A 16,298-nucleotide genomic window follows, 5' to 3' on the forward strand; every position below is an offset into this window, starting at 1 on the left:
CCCTATTCGAGGTCCTTAAAATACGCAGCGATCGCTGCGATCTCTTCATCAGACAAACGCCCCGCCATCATTTGCATAACAGGGTGGGGTCTGAGTTTGCGCTTGTAGGCATGCATGGCGACAACAAAATCTTCTGTGGGCCAGCCGGTAATCGCGGGAATACCGTCGCTGTTTCCGCTGATTTGATGGCAGGTCAGGCATTCGCTGGCCAGATATTCACCATACTCCGGATCGCCCTTCAGGGCGAGGATCGCGGGGTCCAGATCATGATCTGTGGCGGTCGCGGTCGGTTCCGCCTCGGGGATATTTGCGGGATCATCCGAAAAGACGCGCAGATAGGCCAGCAGATGAGAGCGTTCTTTGATGTCGGAAATACCGCGAAAACTCATTCGGGTTTTGGAAATCAGCGCTTTCGGGTTTTCGATATAGGCATCCAGCGTTTCTTCGGTCCAGATCAACCCGTCATCGCCAGCCCGCAACATGCTTTTGGAATATTTCGCACCGTCGAGCGACCCAGCGGGGCGCCCGAAAATGCCGTTCAATTGCGGGCCAACGCGGTTCTTGGCCCCCTCACCAATCTGATGGCAGGACTTGCACTTCTTGAAAACCTCAGCGCCCTTATCTGGATCGCCCAACTCATTGGCGCTGGCGAGCCCTGCAGCAAACACAGCGGCAAGGGCCAAGACGCCGCAAATGGCCTTCCCTCCGGTCATTCTTCGAAGGACTTGAGGTATTCAATCACCGCCGCTTGATCGGCTTCTTTTCGCAGCCCGGCAAACGACATCTTGGTGCCTTTTAAATAAGCCTTGGGCTTGGCCAGAAAGGCAGCCAGCTCGGTTTCATTCCAGATCAAACCCCCTTCGGCTGCGGACTTCAGCGCCTTTGAATACTTGAACCCGTCAACCGCGGCTGCCGGATTGTCTATAATGCCCGTCAGAATTGGACCGGAACGGTTTTTCGCCCCTTCGCCCAGCTGGTGGCAGGATTTGCATTTCCTGAACACTTTTTCACCCTTGGCAGCCAGATCGGCGTCAAAAGCGGCCACTACAGGTGCCGGGGCTTCCTCGGCTTTGGCTTCTTCAACTTTTGCCGCCTCGACTTTGGTGTCTGGGGCCGGTGCATCATCGCCCGTTTCTTCGGGCGTTACATCCAGAACCATCGCACGCATGGTGACCGTCACATCGGTCTTGCAGTTTTCCATGCAAGGTTCGCCGCGCCAGATGTTGTATTCCGTTTCCGCACGATTATCGAGGATGAAGCCGTCGGCATTGGGCATCTCGACATCAAAGAATGTCTCGTTGGAGAGGACAAAATCATCTTCGATCAGATCGTTCGAATAGAGGATATAGGCGACAATCGCATAAACATCATCGTCGCTAAGCGTGCCGGCATTGCCGTAAGGCATGGACCGTTTGATGTAATCAAACGCGGTCGACAGATAGGGCCAGTAGGAGCCGACGGTTTTCAGCGGGTCCTCGTGATCCAGCGTATCCGCACCACCGGCCAGTTTGGGCCAGTTGTCGATCCCTTCGGCAAAATCACCGTGGCAGGCGGCGCATTGGCTGGCAAAGATTTCCTCGCCGATCAGCGCATCGCCGGAGCCGACGGGCAGGCCCGTGCCGTCCGGGCCGATGTCACCGTCCCATGCTGCAATTTCTTCGGGCAGGGCGGCGCGGCCAAGGCCGAATTTCTCCGCCAGAACAGGGGTGGCCGTAAGCGACAGGGCAGCCAGCAAGGCCGTTGATTTAAGAAACTTCGACATTTTCCGCCTCGCCATTGCTGCGCACCAACCACGTCTGGATGCAATTGTTGTGATAGATCGAATTCAACCCGCGCACCTCGCGCAGTTGCGTCTTGGTCGGTTGGATATATCCGGTGTCATCCATCGCGCGGCTTTGCAGCATCATTTCGTTGCCGTCCCAATCGGTGTCGAGGTAAAAGCGGGTCAGTGCCATTTTCTCACCAGGTTTGGCGAGCCGTGCGGTTTCCCATGTCATGCCACCATCTTTGGAGACATCGACGCGGGTAATCGCCCCGCGTCCCGACCACGCCAGACCGGTGATGACCAGCGGCCCCTTGCCATGGGTGATCGGCGCTTGCGGGCTGGGGCTGGTGACGACGGATTTTGCATCCATCGCCCAGGTCCATTTGCGCGCAATGCCATTTTCCAGAACATCCGTATACTTGCTGGTTTCTTCGCGGCTTTCGATGGGGCCATCCGTGACCTCGATCCGGCGGATCCATTTAACCCACATGTTGCCTTCCCAACCGGGCACAACAAGACGCACAGGGTATCCGTGTTCCTTACGCAGGGCCTCGCCGTTCGCCTTGAACGCGATCAGGCAGTCATCCAGCGCCTTTTCCATCGGGATGGAACGCCCGTTGGAGGAGGCATCGGCCCCTTCAACGTAGACCCATTTGTCACTGAGATCGCCAGCCGTATCCAACCCCGCTTCCTCCAGCAGGGTGCGCAGGGGCACGCCGGTGTATTCCATGTTGTGGATCATGCCGTGGGTGAACTGGGCTCCGTTCAGCTGGGCACCGGCCCATTCCATGCCGGTGTTTGCGGCGCATTCGCAGAAATAGACGTGGTTTTCGCGTGGGAAACGTTCCAGATCAGCGTAGGAAAAGACCAAAGGCGTGTCGACCAGACCGTTCAACATCAGCCGGTAATCTTCCTTGCGCAGCTCGATTGCACCGGAGTGGTGACGCTCGAAAGCACAGCCTTGCGGGGTGATCGTGCCGTCCAGCGCGTGGATCGGGGTGAAGTTGATCGAGCTCACGGTATCTGCGGTCAACCACTCCACATTGCGGCGGATGACATCCCCCTCGAATTCGATCGGCAGACCGTAAGGGGTGGCGTCAACGCCCTCGCCGAACCCCTGCGCCCAAGGCTGTAGTTCGGTGATCAACGGATCTGGGGATTGCGCTTTGGCTGCGGTTGCACCCAATGCGCCGGCCCCTGCCGCTGCGGCCCCTCGCAAAAACGCGCGCCGCGATGTCCCGTTTCCTGTGTTGTTATCTGACATGCCAGATACCTCCTGTCGTTTGGTGGCTCAGATGCCGACCACTTTCACGCTGTTGTTTGGATCAAGGGAAACCACCCCCTGTTTGGCGATATGCGCCTCGACCACATCCCAGATGGCGGGGCCTTCGGTGCCTTCGTTGACAGAGGCCCATCCCGCGACCTGATAGGTCTTTGCGGGGTCGATCGTTTCGCCGGTTTTCAGCAGGGTCATTTCGGTGATCCGCTCGCCTTGCGGCTTGGTCACATCAATGCGGTAGCCAAGGCCGCCAACACGCACCATATCACCGCCCTGTTGATAATAAGGATCGGGGTTGAACAGGTTATCCGCCACATCTTCCAATACTACATGTAGGAATTCGCCTGTCATTTCAGTGCGATATGCCTCACCGTAACTCATTGAAGTCACGTTCCAGATGTCCTCGCGGGTGATGTCCTGACCGGGCAGGATTGACGGCCCCCAGCGCACACCGGGGGAGAGCGCGATGTCAGCCTCGCGTTCTGAAATCAGCGCGTCACAGATCAGGTCATCCCAAGTGCCGTTAAAGTTGCCACGGCGGTAAAGCAGCTGGTCGTCAGCGGTCTGGCCAATTACTTCGGACAGGGTGGTCTCAAACGGGGCGCGCTGGGCGTCGATGACTTTCGTAACCTCGGCATCCGGCGCAATAACATCCGAGAAAATCGGGATTAGTTTGTGACGGAAGCCCAGCATCCGCCCTTCGCGCACGTCCAGATCGACGCGGCTGACAAATTTCCCGTTGGAGCCTGAGGCAACGATGATCGTATCCCCGACCAGTACCGGTTCGGGCAGGGCGTCATGGGTATGGCCCGACAAGATCACGTCAATGCCCGTGACCTTGCCCGCCATCTGTTTGTCCACGTCAAACCCGTTGTGTGACAGGCAAACGACCAGCTCCGCACCGGCGGCGCGCACCTCATTCACCATCTCCTGCATCCGTTCGTCCCGGATACCGAATGAGTATTCCGGGAACATCCAGCCCGGATTGGCGATGGGCATATAGGGAAAGGCCTGACCGATGACAGCAATCTTGACGCCGCCCCGTTCAAAGAACTTGTAAGGCGGGAACAATTCGGCGGGTTCATCCCATTCCGCGTCAAAAATGTTCTGGCCAAGAGCGGCAAAGGGCAGGCCCTCGACAATCTCGGCAACGCGATCAGAGCCGAGCGTGAATTCCCAGTGGAAGGTCATCGCATCCGGTTTCAACGCGTTCATCACGTTGACCATATCCTGCCCTTGCGTGTGATAGCAGGTATAGCTGCCGTGCCACGTGTCGCCACCGTCCAGCAGCAACGCATCGGGGCGATCCGCGCGGATTGAGTTGATCACTGTGGATACGCGGTCAAGCCCGCCAACCTTGCCATAGCCTTTGGCAAGCGACGCGAAATCATCATGCGTCAGCGCATAGGCCGAAGGGCTGCCGTCGTCGATGCCGTACAGCTTGCGGAAATCCGCGCCGGTAACATGGGGCACCGCGCCTTTGTTGCCACCCACGCCGATGTTGACCGAAGGTTCGCGGAAATAGATTGGTTTCATCTGCGCATGAATGTCGGTGACGTGGATCAGGGACACATTGCCGAAAGTGTCGAACTCTAGCAGCTTGTCCTGCGTCAAGGATTGCTGAGCGGCCAGCCGTGCCCAGTTGCCAAAGCCGGACCCGCCATAAAGAGCGGCGGCGGCCATACTGGTTTGCAAAAAGTCACGGCGAGAAATCATGGCGGGGCTCCTGATGTCACATACATATGCGCATTTGTGAATTAGTTAAGGGCGAAAAAAGCCCCGCAACGATACCTCGGGCGGGGCAATTTGATTAGTTACGGATCGACGGACCTTCGACGCTCAAGCCATTGCCGCGGGAGGCGACATAAAGCTCAAGCGCGATGAATTCCGCACTGCCGGGGCTGTAGGTTTCCGCGCGTGTGTCGCGAATACAGCCTTTGAAACGCGAATGGGCACCGTTCAGCTTGGTGTTTTTCAAACGATACACCGGAAAGCCGTTGATCTGGCCCTGGCTCAAGTGGTCCGCGCGGATCATCATGCCATAGTTGTCTTCGTGGCAATTGGCACAAGACAATTCCAGCTGGCCGGTACGGGTATAATAAAGCTCTTTACCCAGTTCCCATGTGGATTGTGCCGGACCGTCGATGGCCACATTCACCGGCAACCCGCGTGACACGGATGCCAGTGCCGCTTCCATGTTGATGGCGTCGGCCTTGTCGTATTTCCACGCTTCGGCACCCATGCGGTTCTCGCGGCAATCGTTGACCTGCATCTGCAAGGTACGCACTTCACCGGCGGCCTCGTTCCACTTGGGGTAGGTCGCCTTGACACCTGCCATACTGTCCATGTCGTTATGACAGGACGCGCAGGATTTGCCCTCGGACCCTTCTGCGGTCTCCCATGCTTCCTGCGCCTGTTCGACAAAAATCATGCCCGGATTGTCGAAGTCGTCAGCTTGCATCGCACGGGTCTCGGTGCCGCGGAACAACCAGCCTGACATAACCTCGTCCAGTGCATCCGACAGATGTGCCGGTGCCGCAGTGCGGGTCACGATTTCGGTTTCTTCGTTCAGTATCAGATTGTCATCAACGGGGTCGGCCGATGCCACAGTTGTCGCCATCAGCGTCGCCATAAAGGCGCCTGTCAATTTCCGCATGGTTTCCCTCCCAAGAATATTCATTCAGCCGATCGCGATTGATTTTGTTTCTTCATAGACCGAGCCGTCGTCGTCGTACCACGTGAACTTGAATTCGCCGGCCTCGGGCACCAATGCTTCGAATTCGAAGTAGGGGTTGGTCGAGATTGCCGGTTCCATCGTTACATCAACGACATTTTCGCCGTTAAAATCACAGGTGAAGCGGTTGATGATCGAGCGGGGGATTGCGTTGCCGTCGCTGTCCTTGCGCTGACCGGATTCCATCTTGTGGCTGATCAGCGTCTTGATGGTGATCGCGTCACCTGCCGCTGCTTTTTTCGGTACTTTTACGCGGGGTTTTACACCAGATGCCATGATATTTCTCCTTCGTATCTGATTTAGCCGCCGCAGCCGCCGATTGTGACTTTCACCGTGCTGGAGGCCTGAACGAATGATCCGTCTTCCAGTTTGGCAATGGCCACGACGTCTTGCGTGCCGGCCAGCCGGATGCGGGTGGATGCAAAGCGCGAGGCGGCCAGTTTGCCGAACTTGAAGTTCGCGACACCGGGGGTCGGGTTACCCATTGCCAGCACCAGAATCTCTGTCGCCGAACCGGAAGATACTTCGATTGGCACGGTGTTGCCGTTCTCGGCGATTTCAGGTGCGGTCAGTTTGATGTCACCTGTGCCCACTTCGGCACCACCGGTGAAAGCGGCAATTGCGTCTTCGCCTGCGGCAGAGACCCGCACAGGCAGACCGGCGATCAACAGCGTACCGGCGCCCATCGCAATCGCATTACGTCTTGTGAGTTCCATAGCTCTACTCCTTAAACCCTTGAGAGGTTTGTCTATTCTTTGAGGGTGACCAGATAGGCCACAACATCTTCGATTTGCTGTGCACTGAGCAGCGGGCCGAATGTGTCATCCGCCGCTTTGCCGGTATAGGCGTTGCCGGGACGAATGAAGCCTTCGGTTTTGTAGAATGAAGGCATCATGCTGTCCTCGAACATGATCTTGGCATTTGCCACGATCCCGCGCAGTTCGGCTTCGGACCAACGCTCGCCTGCGCCATCCAGCATCGGGCCAATCTCGCCCTGAAACGGAACGTCGGCAAGATCGCTGACCTGATGACAGGCCACACAGTTGCCCTGTTTTTTATCGCCAACAATTTTGCGCCCGTTGGCGGCATCACCGGCCGTACCAGACAAGGACTGCTCAACCGCGCCATCATCGTTAAAGCTGACGGCAGTGGGCAGCACCTCTTCGGCGAAGGCCACGGAAGCCATAAGCCCCATCGCGGCGACTGAAATGACAGAAATCCTCATGCGTCCTCCCAAACGTATCTATTTCAGCCACCGTAGCGCACAGAATTGTGAAGACGCAACAACAAATTCAACTACTTGAATTATTTGGGCCGTCGGGAGGGGCGCGTTCCGGTCTGCCCTAGTTGCTTTGCTCGGCGAACTTACGTGCATGATATTTCTGGAAAGTTTCCTCGCCGTCATATCCTTTTTCGACAATCCAGTTGAGCATGTTAAAGGTCGTATGGCGTCCGAATGCCCCCGGCATTGTGGCCACGGCTGCCTGTGTTGCGGACGCATCCGGGCCGACCTCTTCGGGGAAAAACAGAATCATCGGGGTGAACAGCGCCCCCCATTTCTTGACCATTTCCTTTTCGGGCAGGGCGGTACCGTCAAAATCAGTCACCTCGACATCGCCGAACATGTTGATCTGAACAACAAAGTAGTTTTCTTCGATAAAGGCTGCGATTTCGGGAACGACAAACACTTCTTCGTGCATCTTCTGGCAATAGATACAGCCACGCTGTTCGATCATCACCATCAGGCGTTTGCCCTCGTCGTTTGCCTCTGCCAGATCCTCGGCAAGGTCTTTGAAGGTGTCGCGCATCCACGGGGCCTTGTGCAGGCCATCGTCGCCCAGTTCAGCGGCAAAGGCTGCGGCAGTCATAACGAAGGTGACGCAGGCGGCAATCAATAGTCTCATCTGGTGTTCTCCTAGCGCAGCACGCCGATGTCCGGCCCGACGGCCAGCATCCATTGTGCGATATAGTTCATTGAATTGGTGGCGATCAGCAAGCCAAAGACGATCAGCATGCCGCCCATGATTTTCTCGATGGTGCGAAGGTGACGGCGAAAGCGGGTCATCCAGCGCATAAATGGTCCGATGAAAAAGGCGGCCATGATGAAAGGCGCGGTCATGCCCAGCCCGTAGACAAAAAGCAGCCACGCGCCGGTGGATGCGGTATCTGCCCCCGCTGCCGTAAACAGGATGGCGGCCAGTACCGGACCCACGCAAGGCGTCCAGCCAAAGGCAAAGGCAAGGCCGATCACATAGGCCCCCAGCAGGCTGACGTTAGAGGTATCGCCGCCATCGGCCCGCAACTGGCGGTACAGAATGCCGATGCGGATCACGCCGAGGAAATGCAGACCCATCGCGATGATGATCGCCGCAGCGATCCAGCGCAGGATGTCGAAATATTCGCGCACCACCTGTCCGAACAGGGTGGCCGCCGCACCGAGCCCCATAAAGATGGTGATCACACCGGCGGCAAAGAAGCAGGCAGCCAGCACCGCGCGGTTGCGTGTCGCCGCATCAATCTTTGCGTTTGCGGTAATCTGGTTCATGCCGATCCCCGCCAGATAGCTCAGGTAAAACGGCACGATGGGCAGAATGCAGGGCGACAGAAATGACAGAATGCCCGCGAATGCAGCACCAGCAAAGGTGATCTCTAGCATGTGATTGTCCCGCTCTTGTCTAATTCATATATTCATATTACGTTATCTGACTAACAAAGGTCAATTTCGCATGTCTTTTCGGTTGTTCCTGATGGGTGCCCTGCTCCTTGTTGCCTCTGCATTCTCTGCGGTGGCCGATACCCGTTTGATTATGGTCGAGGAAGACGGCTGCATGTGGTGTGCGCGCTGGAACGAGGAAATCGCGGATATTTACCCCAAGACCGATGCGGGAAAGGCGGCACCGCTGCGTCGCATGGATATTCACGCACCCCTTCCCGATGATCTGGCTTTCTCGCGTAAACTGGTTTTCACGCCCACGTTTGTACTGATGGTGGACGGCAAAGAAGTGTCGCGCCTTGAGGGGTATCCGGGCGAGGATTTCTTTTGGGGTATCTTCGAGAAGATGCTGGCGGATGCCAGAAGAGATATAACCGGGTAAGACCGGATGACACAGGCCGATGATGGGCCGCAAGTAAGTACGACAAGAAGAGAGAAGTTGATGGGCCTGCCGGTATTTGACGTAAACATGTGTGCCGACGACATGGATAAAATGGCGCAAAATGCCATGGAAGCATCCAATTTCCTTAAGGCGATCAGCCATGAGGGGCGTCTGATGATCCTGTGCCACCTTGCATCCGGTGAGAAATCGGTCACCGAACTGGAAAGTCTGTTGTCCGCCCGCCAAGCGGCCGTGTCCCAGCAATTGTCGCGCTTGCGGCTTGAGGGGTTGGTGACGCCGCGCCGCGAGGGCAAGACGATCTATTACAGTCTGACCGACGACCGGCCCAAACAGATCATGGAAGTCGTCTATGACCTGTTTTGCCGTGACAAATGACACCGCGCAACACGCATGAGCCCCGTGTGACGGGACAGCCCGATGGGTGAAGCCCTGTCAGAGCCCGTGCTTGTTGCGCTTGTCGGATTGTTCGGTGGCATCCTGTTGGGTCTTGCAGCGCGCATGGGGCGGTTTTGCACCTTGGGCGCAATCGAAGATCTGTATTATGGCGAAAATACCCTGCGGTTGCGGATGTGGGGTATTGCAATTGGTGTGGCGGTGGCCGGAACTTTCAGTCTAGCCGCGCTTGGTCTGCTTGACCTGAACCAAACCCTGTATCTGTCACGTGCGTGGAACCCCGCAGAAAGCGTTATCGGGGGTCTGGTTTTTGGCTACGGCATGGCCCTTGCGGGCAACTGTGGATACGGCGCATTGGCGCGGATCGGCGGCGGTGATTTGCGCTCGCTTTTAATCGTGCTGGTCATGGGGCTTTCGGCCTATATCACCCTGGGCGGCCCCTTGGCGGGCCTGCGGATCTGGCTGTTTGGTGCGGCGGAACCCGCACAAAACATGCCGACATTCGCCCATAGTATCGCGGCCCTTAGCGGTGGGTCTGTGAATACCATCGGGATCATCATCGGCGTTGCAATTATCGCGCTCACCCTGTTGCACCGTGGCTTGCGCCAGTCTTTCGGCCATATCTTCTGGGGGGGCATCGCGGGTCTTGCGGTTGTTTCGGGATGGGCGGGCACGCAGTGGATCGCGACCAAAGGGTTTGATGCAACTGCGGTGGTCAGCCACACGTTTTCCGCCCCCATCGGGGAAACGATGCTTTATGCGATGACGTCTTATGGCAACACCATCGGTTTTGGCACAGGTTCGGTGATGGGAGTTTTGGCGGGGGCCTTGTTGGGCAGTCTGATCAAGGGACATTTCCGCTGGGAAGCCTGCGATGATCCGCGCGAATTGCGCCGGCAGATCCTTGGCGCGGTATTGATGGGCATGGGGGCGGTCGTTGCCGTCGGATGCAGCGTCGGGCAAGGCCTGTCGGCATTTTCGGTGCTGTCCTTCAGCGCGCCTGTGACTCTGCTAAGTATAATGGCGGGTGCCGCGATCGGGTTGCGCCAGCTCATCCTGGGCTTTGCCCCGTCGGTCTGAGCTGCGGGAATTCCGCCGATCCTTGTTTCACTGGCGAAACCCTGCTTCCCGCGAGGTTTTTCATCCGTTAGTGTTTTGGAAAAACAACATCGGAACAGAGCAGATGACCCTATCCCGCAGATCGACCCTCCTTGGCCTTGGCGCATTCGGCCTGAGCGCTTGTGCGACAGGCGGCACCCTAGGTCCGCGTAGCGGCGCACCTTCTGGCGGTTTGCCCGCCGACCTGCGCCCGGTGCCCAATGCGGCCTATGAAACATGGGTCGCCAATTTCCGCGCCCGCGCTTTGGGGCAGGGCATTTCATCAGGCACCTTGTCGGCAGCGTTTCGCGGCACGGGCTATTTGCCCGGTGTGGTAAAACGTGACCGCAACCAAACAGAATTTTCCCGCACGCTAGAGGATTATCTGGCCATTGCCGCATCCGACGAACGGGTGTCCAAAGGGCGCGCGGCCTTTGCCCGCCACCGCACAACGCTTGCTGCTGTCGAGGCGCGTTATGGGGTCGCCGCAGAGATCGTCACGGCAATCTGGGGGCTCGAAAGTTTTTACGGGGAACGGCGCGGCGATGTGCCGGTCATTTCCTCCACCTCGACACTGGCCTTTGACGGGCGGCGCGGTGCCTTCTTCGAAAAACAGCTGATTGCAGCGCTGAAAATCCTGCAATCCGGCGATACTTCCCCTGCCACGCTAAAGGGGTCATGGGCCGGTGCCATGGGGCACACACAGTTCATTCCCACCTCTTACCAAGCCTTCGCGGTTGATTTCAACGGGGACGGGCGGCGCGACATCTGGTCGGAAAACCCCGAGGATTCGCTGGCTTCCACTGCCGCCTATCTGGCGCGTAACGGCTGGACCAAAGGGCGCAAGTGGGGCGGTGAAATCGGCAATGGCGCACCGCAGGGGCGCAGCTTGCAGCCACAGGCCGGCGGCCCAACCTTTGCTGTGACCAGCAACTTCAACGTGATCAAACGGTATAATAATTCAGATAGTTACGCGATTGGCGTGGGCCATTTGGCGGACCGTATCGCAGGCGGCGGCCCGATCCGCGCCAGCTTTCCGCCCGATAAATACGGGCTGACCAAAGACGACCGCGTGCGCCTGCAACAGCGTCTGACAGCACGTGGTTTTGATACGCAGGGATCGGACGGTGTGATTGGTCCTAACAGCCGCAAGGCGATCAGCGCCTATCAAAGCAGCATTGGACAGCAGCCCACGGGTGATCCGTCAATCGCATTGCTGCGTTCCTTGGGGTAGAGGAGCAGGCGTTCACCGTTTCGCGGGGCGCTATAGATCTGTCGCGCCTTATCACAGGCGGGGGGCTGCCTGCCGGGCTAGTCCCTGCCTAACACAGGCGTGAAAAATGCCCGCAAGTCTGCGCCTGAAAGGTCGCTTGATGGAACAGATAGGACGGTACAAAACCGTGCTGCTCGCCGTTGAAAATCGGGCTTTTTCGGTTCTGGTAAACCACTTTGGCAATGTGGGGTATCAACCACCTTGACCAACCCCCAAAACCCCTACATATCCCCATACATGACACCACTTTCACACATCCGCAATTTTTCCATCGTGGCGCACATTGACCACGGTAAATCCACTCTGGCTGATCGCTTGATCCAGTCCACGCACACCGTGGCCGATCGCGACATGAAAGAGCAGATGCTTGACAGCATGGATATCGAGCGCGAGCGCGGTATCACGATCAAAGCGCAGACCGTGCGGATCAACTACAAGGCGAACAACGGTGAGGAATATGTCCTCAACCTGATCGACACCCCCGGTCACGTTGATTTCGCCTATGAGGTCTCCCGCTCCATGCGTGCGGTCGAAGGGTCGTTGTTGGTTGTGGACAGTACCCAAGGTGTCGAGGCGCAGACGCTGGCAAATGTGTATCACGCGATTGATGCAGACCACGAGATTGTACCGGTGTTGAACAAGATCGACCTGCCGGCGGCTGATTGTGATCGTGTTGCCGAACAGATCGAAGATGTCATTGGCATTGATGCTTCGGGTGCGATCCGGGTGTCCGCCAAAACCGGCATCGGCATCGCGGAAACACTGGAAGCCATCGTTGAACATCTGCCCGCGCCCAAAGGCACCCGCGACGCGCCGCTAAAAGCGATGCTGGTGGATTCATGGTACGACAGCTATCTCGGCGTGATTGTTCTGGTGCGCATCATGGATGGCGTGCTGAAAAAGGGCGAACGCATTCGTATGCTGTCCAACAACTCCACCCATCACGTGGACCGCATCGGCGTGTTCCGCCCCGCGATGACAGAGATTGACGAACTCGGCCCCGGCGAGATCGGGTTTCTGACCGCTTCGATCAAACAGGTGCGTGACACCCGCGTCGGTGACACGATCACCCATGAGAAAAAGGGCACGACAGAGGCGCTGCCGGGCTTTAAGCCCGCCCAGCCGGTTGTGTTCTGTGGATTGTTCCCCGTCGATGCCGCCGATTTTGAAGACCTGCGCGACAGCATTGAAAAGCTGGCGCTGAACGATGCGTCGTTCAGTTTCGAAATGGAAACATCCGCTGCGCTGGGCTTTGGTTTTCGCTGCGGTTTCCTTGGCCTGTTGCACCTTGAGGTCATTCGCGACCGGATCGAACGTGAATACAACATCGATCTGATCACCACCGCACCTTCGGTCATCTATGACATCCACATGAAGGACGGCACGGTTGATCAGCTGCACAACCCCGCAGACATGCCTGACCTGACGTTTGTGGATCACATCGAAGAACCGCGCATTAAGGCGACGATCCTTGTGCCGGACGAATATCTGGGCGATGTGCTGAAACTTTGTCAGGACCGCCGCGGCATTCAGGAAGATCTGACCTATGCCGGTACCCGCGCCATGGTCGTCTATGACCTGCCGCTGAACGAAGTGGTATTTGATTTCTACGATCGCCTGAAATCCGTGACCAAGGGCTACGCGTCTTTTGACTATGCGATGATCGGATACCGCACCGACCAGCTGGTCAAAATGTCGATCCTTGTAAACGATGAACCGGTCGACGCCCTGTCAACCATGGTCCACCGCGACCGTGCCGAGGCGCGCGGCCGTGCGATGGTCGAAAAACTGAAAGACCTGATCCCCCGCCACATGTTCAAAATTCCGATCCAAGCGGCGATTGGCGGGAAGGTGATTGCCCGCGAGACCCTGAGCGCGATGCGCAAGGACGTGACGGCCAAATGTTACGGTGGTGACGCCACGCGTAAGAAGAAGCTGCTTGAAAAGCAGAAGGCCGGTAAGAAGAAAATGCGCCAGTTCGGTAAAGTGGATATCCCGCAGGAAGCTTTCATCAGCGCACTGAAAATGGACGGCTAAAAGCCGATCATTTCAGCGCGGATGAAAGACGGTGGGGTGAGAGTCTCGCGGAGCGAGGCGCGGCCCCACTCCCTATCGTTGGAGTGGGCCGTTACAAAATCGCGCATTGCTTGGAAGAATGTCTCACACCATTTCTCCAAAAATTTTTCGAGATTGCTTTGATTACCTCTCCGGCCATTTCACTTACAAGCGGTGGAAAAATAGAAAATTCTGCCGCAGTGACGGAACCCAAACCCTACCCCGAAAACGGATCATCCAGCACACCAATCAGCGGCAACAAGAATCCGCCATCCGCGCTCAGCGCGTCTTGGTGGTAGTCGTCAATCGCATCTACAGCGCGGTTCAGGCTTGCCGCGCTGCCGTCGAACAGCGCCATCGCAGCGGAGGCATCGCTGACGTCTGACAACCCCTTGTGGATCGCGTAATATGCACCGATGTCGACCTTGGCTTCCAGATAATCCTCGTCCGCTCTTTGCTGTGCGATGAAAGCAGCGGATGCGCCCTGCGGCGGGTCTGCGCGTACACCGGCAAGGATTTCGCGGATGAACTGGTCGCGCCCGACCGAGCCGTCATCAAGAACGCCGACCCAGAAATCATACCCGTCCTGATCCGCCACGCGGCCCAACACATTGTTGTAAACGGTTGTTGCGAAATCGGCATTGCTCATGGAGGCGGGGTAGGTCGCGCGGGTTTCGTCCTGATCAATGAAAAGGCTTGCCATTTCGGCCAGCGATGTGTCGTTGGCAAAGGCTGTGCCCCAAAAGTTCAGGCCCACCGCATCCGGCGCACGGTTGAAATATGCGATGTAGAACTCGACAAAGCTTTCGACCTGATCCGCGCTCAGGTTTGCCATGCCTCCGAATGTATCCAGATCGAAAACCTCGTTCGGAGTATCCTCTCCGCCGGTTGCAAATTCCAGATTTTCAATGCTGCGCAACGTATCGGTGCCCGTCCCGCCGGCGCTGCGGTCTGTGATGGAAAGGTCGCCGCGTTGCAGGGTCAGCGTATAGCTTTCCATGCCGCTGGTGAACATCGCCCAATCGTCGTCCGCGCCGCCATCCAGCGTGTCATCGGCACGCCCGCTGCGCAATTCGTCGTCGCCTGTGCCGCCCTCGGCGTAAAAGGCTGAATCTGCCGCCGCCCCGTCCAGAATGTCGTTGCCCGCATCCATGAAAATCCGGTCGGACCCTTCCAGTACACCCAGAAACACCAGATCGTCGCCATTGCCGGCATGGATTTCATCGTCCCCCTGGCTGCCAGCCAAAAGGTCGTTACCGTCGCCGCCAAACATCGTATCCGTGCCCAGACCACCAATCAGTGAATCATTGCCTGCGTCACCGTAGATAAGGTCATTCTGATCGCGCCCATAGATCGTGTCATCGCCCGCACCGCCCCTGACTGTATCATTGCCAAACCTGGCATCGATCATGTCGTTCCCGCCCAATCCACGGATGAGGTCGTCGCCGTTGCTCGCGGCAAAGCTGTCGTCGTTTTCGGTAAGATCATAGGTTGGCATAGGGCATTTCCTTGTTTCGCAAGCTTACAGCACGCGAATATGTTTATTATTAGGTAGGAATAGGGCGCATTTTTTGCAATGGCGGGTAAAGTCCTGCAATCGCGCTGAAATCCTCTCGGTTAGGGTCCTCCTTACAGGGTCCTCGCCATGGAAAAAAGCGATGCAATGTGGTTTTCCGGTGTTGCGCTTACTTGATCATAAACCGTTGCGCACCGTCATTTCAGGGCCTAAACCCTGCTTATGACTTGCCCCCTTTGTACCACCGCTGATGTCCCGCTTGTTGCAACGCCGGTTGCTGGTGGCCCTGCTGATGTTTTCGTAAACATTTGCGAGGCTTGCGCTGATCCTGAAACGCCACCCGACCATTTCCGTGCGATTGCGTCAACGATGTGGACAGAGGATGCGGCGGTGCAGGTCCTTGCGGCGCGCACGCTCAAGCGGCTTGATACAAGTTGGGCCCGTGATTTGTCCGACCAGCTTTATCTTGATGAAGAAACACAAGCCTGGGCCGATAATGTGGCGCAAGAAACGGCGCATAAGGATAGCAACGGCGTGGCGCTTGCTGCTGGTGATACGGTTGTGCTGATCAAGGACCTGAATGTTAAAGGCGCAGGGTTCACCGCAAAGCGCGGCACGGCTGTGCACAGAATTTCGCTGGTGGCGGACAACGCCGATCATATCGAGGGCCGAGTCGAGGGCCAGCGGATCGTGATCCTGACCGAGTTCGTGAAAAAGCGCGGCTGACCTGCGGCGCAAGACTGCTGCCGGACCACGTGCTTAACCCCGGATTTTCAGACCGGCCATACCTTATACCGGTTTAAGGGCGGCTTGACCCAAATCAACGCCGTCTGTTTGGCCGTTTGCTATTCCTTTCGCGACTCGCATCAAACCGAAAGGACAAACCATGTTTCGTCTTGCTTCTATGCTCTATTCCATCATTGCCTCCGCTATGGCGGGGGCAGGGGTCATCGCCGTTTTATCGGCGGGATATGTTTCCCTGACACCTATCCTTGCCACCGCCGCCGCAGGTGCGGTTCTGGCGGTGCCGGTGTCCTATCTGGTTGCGCGCAAGCTTACGGGGTCCTGA

18 protein-coding genes are annotated in these 16,298 nt (G+C 57.3%); 7 read left to right on the plus strand and 11 right to left on the minus strand.

Annotated elements, in window-relative coordinates; genetic code table 11:
- Positions 1 to 2: 2 nt before the first annotated feature.
- From Z947_RS0106950 to Z947_RS0106995, 10 genes are all read right to left on the minus strand, one after another.
- Entirely contained in the window at positions 3 to 713 is a 711-nt protein-coding gene (locus Z947_RS0106950) for a c-type cytochrome (protein ID WP_025043587.1), read from the minus strand.
- Positions 710 to 1,762 carry a c-type cytochrome gene (locus tag Z947_RS0106955; RefSeq protein ID WP_025043588.1) on the minus strand — a complete coding sequence of 351 codons (1,053 nt, stop codon included), beginning with the start codon at positions 1,760 to 1,762 and terminating at the stop codon, positions 710 to 712. Before Z947_RS0106955 ends, Z947_RS0106950 begins: the two co-directional genes overlap by 4 nt.
- Positions 1,746 to 3,029 (minus strand): sulfite dehydrogenase, encoded by a 1,284-nt coding sequence (soxC, locus tag Z947_RS0106960; protein ID WP_025043589.1) that lies wholly within the window; start codon positions 3,027 to 3,029, stop codon positions 1,746 to 1,748. Before soxC ends, Z947_RS0106955 begins: the two co-directional genes overlap by 17 nt.
- Before the next feature lie 27 nt (positions 3,030 to 3,056).
- Positions 3,057 to 4,760 (minus strand): thiosulfohydrolase SoxB, encoded by a 1,704-nt coding sequence (soxB, locus tag Z947_RS0106965; RefSeq protein ID WP_025043590.1) that lies wholly within the window; start codon positions 4,758 to 4,760, stop codon positions 3,057 to 3,059.
- A 94-nt stretch (positions 4,761 to 4,854) separates the two neighbouring features.
- On the minus strand, positions 4,855 to 5,700 hold the full coding sequence (gene soxA / locus Z947_RS0106970; RefSeq protein ID WP_025043591.1) for a sulfur oxidation c-type cytochrome SoxA: 846 nt from the start codon (positions 5,698 to 5,700) through the stop codon (positions 4,855 to 4,857).
- Positions 5,701 to 5,724: 24 nt separating this feature from the next.
- Positions 5,725 to 6,054: a thiosulfate oxidation carrier complex protein SoxZ gene (soxZ, locus tag Z947_RS0106975; protein ID WP_025043592.1), complete on the minus strand. Its 330-nt coding sequence runs from the start codon at positions 6,052 to 6,054 to the stop codon at positions 5,725 to 5,727.
- 23 nt (positions 6,055 to 6,077) lie between these two features.
- Complete coding sequence (gene soxY, locus Z947_RS0106980; protein WP_025043593.1) at positions 6,078 to 6,494, minus strand: thiosulfate oxidation carrier protein SoxY; 417 nt, start codon at positions 6,492 to 6,494, stop codon at positions 6,078 to 6,080.
- 32 nt (positions 6,495 to 6,526) lie between these two features.
- Entirely contained in the window at positions 6,527 to 7,003 is a 477-nt protein-coding gene (gene soxX, locus Z947_RS0106985) for a sulfur oxidation c-type cytochrome SoxX (protein ID WP_025043594.1), read from the minus strand.
- Between the two features lie 118 nt (positions 7,004 to 7,121).
- Positions 7,122 to 7,682, minus strand: coding sequence for a thioredoxin family protein (locus Z947_RS0106990; RefSeq protein WP_025043595.1), 561 nt, complete (start codon positions 7,680 to 7,682; stop codon positions 7,122 to 7,124).
- 11 nt (positions 7,683 to 7,693) lie between these two features.
- Positions 7,694 to 8,434, minus strand: a complete 741-nt coding sequence (locus tag Z947_RS0106995; RefSeq protein ID WP_025043596.1) for a cytochrome c biogenesis CcdA family protein — start codon at positions 8,432 to 8,434, stop codon at positions 7,694 to 7,696.
- A 70-nt stretch (positions 8,435 to 8,504) separates the two neighbouring features.
- Between Z947_RS0106995 and Z947_RS0107000 the strand changes: the two genes are divergently transcribed.
- From Z947_RS0107000 to lepA, 5 genes are all read left to right on the plus strand, one after another.
- Positions 8,505 to 8,873, plus strand: coding sequence for a thioredoxin domain-containing protein (locus tag Z947_RS0107000; protein WP_025043597.1), 369 nt, complete (start codon positions 8,505 to 8,507; stop codon positions 8,871 to 8,873).
- A gap of 60 nt (positions 8,874 to 8,933) precedes the next feature.
- The gene (locus Z947_RS0107005) at positions 8,934 to 9,269 is read left to right on the plus strand and encodes an ArsR/SmtB family transcription factor (RefSeq protein WP_025043598.1); all 336 of its coding nucleotides are present in this window, start codon (positions 8,934 to 8,936) and stop codon (positions 9,267 to 9,269) included.
- Between the two features lie 42 nt (positions 9,270 to 9,311).
- Positions 9,312 to 10,367, plus strand: coding sequence for a YeeE/YedE family protein (locus Z947_RS0107010; RefSeq protein WP_025043599.1), 1,056 nt, complete (start codon positions 9,312 to 9,314; stop codon positions 10,365 to 10,367).
- Between the two features lie 103 nt (positions 10,368 to 10,470).
- Positions 10,471 to 11,619 (plus strand): lytic murein transglycosylase, encoded by a 1,149-nt coding sequence (locus Z947_RS0107015; protein WP_025043600.1) that lies wholly within the window; start codon positions 10,471 to 10,473, stop codon positions 11,617 to 11,619.
- A gap of 276 nt (positions 11,620 to 11,895) precedes the next feature.
- The gene (lepA, locus tag Z947_RS0107025) at positions 11,896 to 13,695 is read left to right on the plus strand and encodes a translation elongation factor 4 (RefSeq protein ID WP_025043601.1); all 1,800 of its coding nucleotides are present in this window, start codon (positions 11,896 to 11,898) and stop codon (positions 13,693 to 13,695) included.
- Positions 13,696 to 13,930: 235 nt separating this feature from the next.
- Here lepA and Z947_RS21465 read toward each other — a convergent pair whose 3' ends face one another.
- The gene (locus Z947_RS21465) at positions 13,931 to 15,211 is read right to left on the minus strand and encodes a DUF4214 domain-containing protein (RefSeq protein WP_025043602.1); all 1,281 of its coding nucleotides are present in this window, start codon (positions 15,209 to 15,211) and stop codon (positions 13,931 to 13,933) included.
- Positions 15,212 to 15,451: 240 nt separating this feature from the next.
- Here Z947_RS21465 and Z947_RS0107035 point away from each other — a divergent pair, with 240 nt between their 5' ends.
- Both Z947_RS0107035 and Z947_RS0107040 read left to right on the plus strand, forming a co-directional pair.
- Complete coding sequence (locus Z947_RS0107035) at positions 15,452 to 15,955, plus strand: alkylphosphonate utilization protein (protein ID WP_025043603.1); 504 nt, start codon at positions 15,452 to 15,454, stop codon at positions 15,953 to 15,955.
- A 160-nt stretch (positions 15,956 to 16,115) separates the two neighbouring features.
- The gene (locus tag Z947_RS0107040) at positions 16,116 to 16,298 is read left to right on the plus strand and encodes a hypothetical protein (RefSeq protein ID WP_025043604.1); all 183 of its coding nucleotides are present in this window, start codon (positions 16,116 to 16,118) and stop codon (positions 16,296 to 16,298) included.

Origin of the sequence: Sulfitobacter geojensis, from assembly GCF_000622325.1 — a bacterium.
Classification (GTDB): domain Bacteria; phylum Pseudomonadota; class Alphaproteobacteria; order Rhodobacterales; family Rhodobacteraceae; genus Sulfitobacter; species Sulfitobacter geojensis.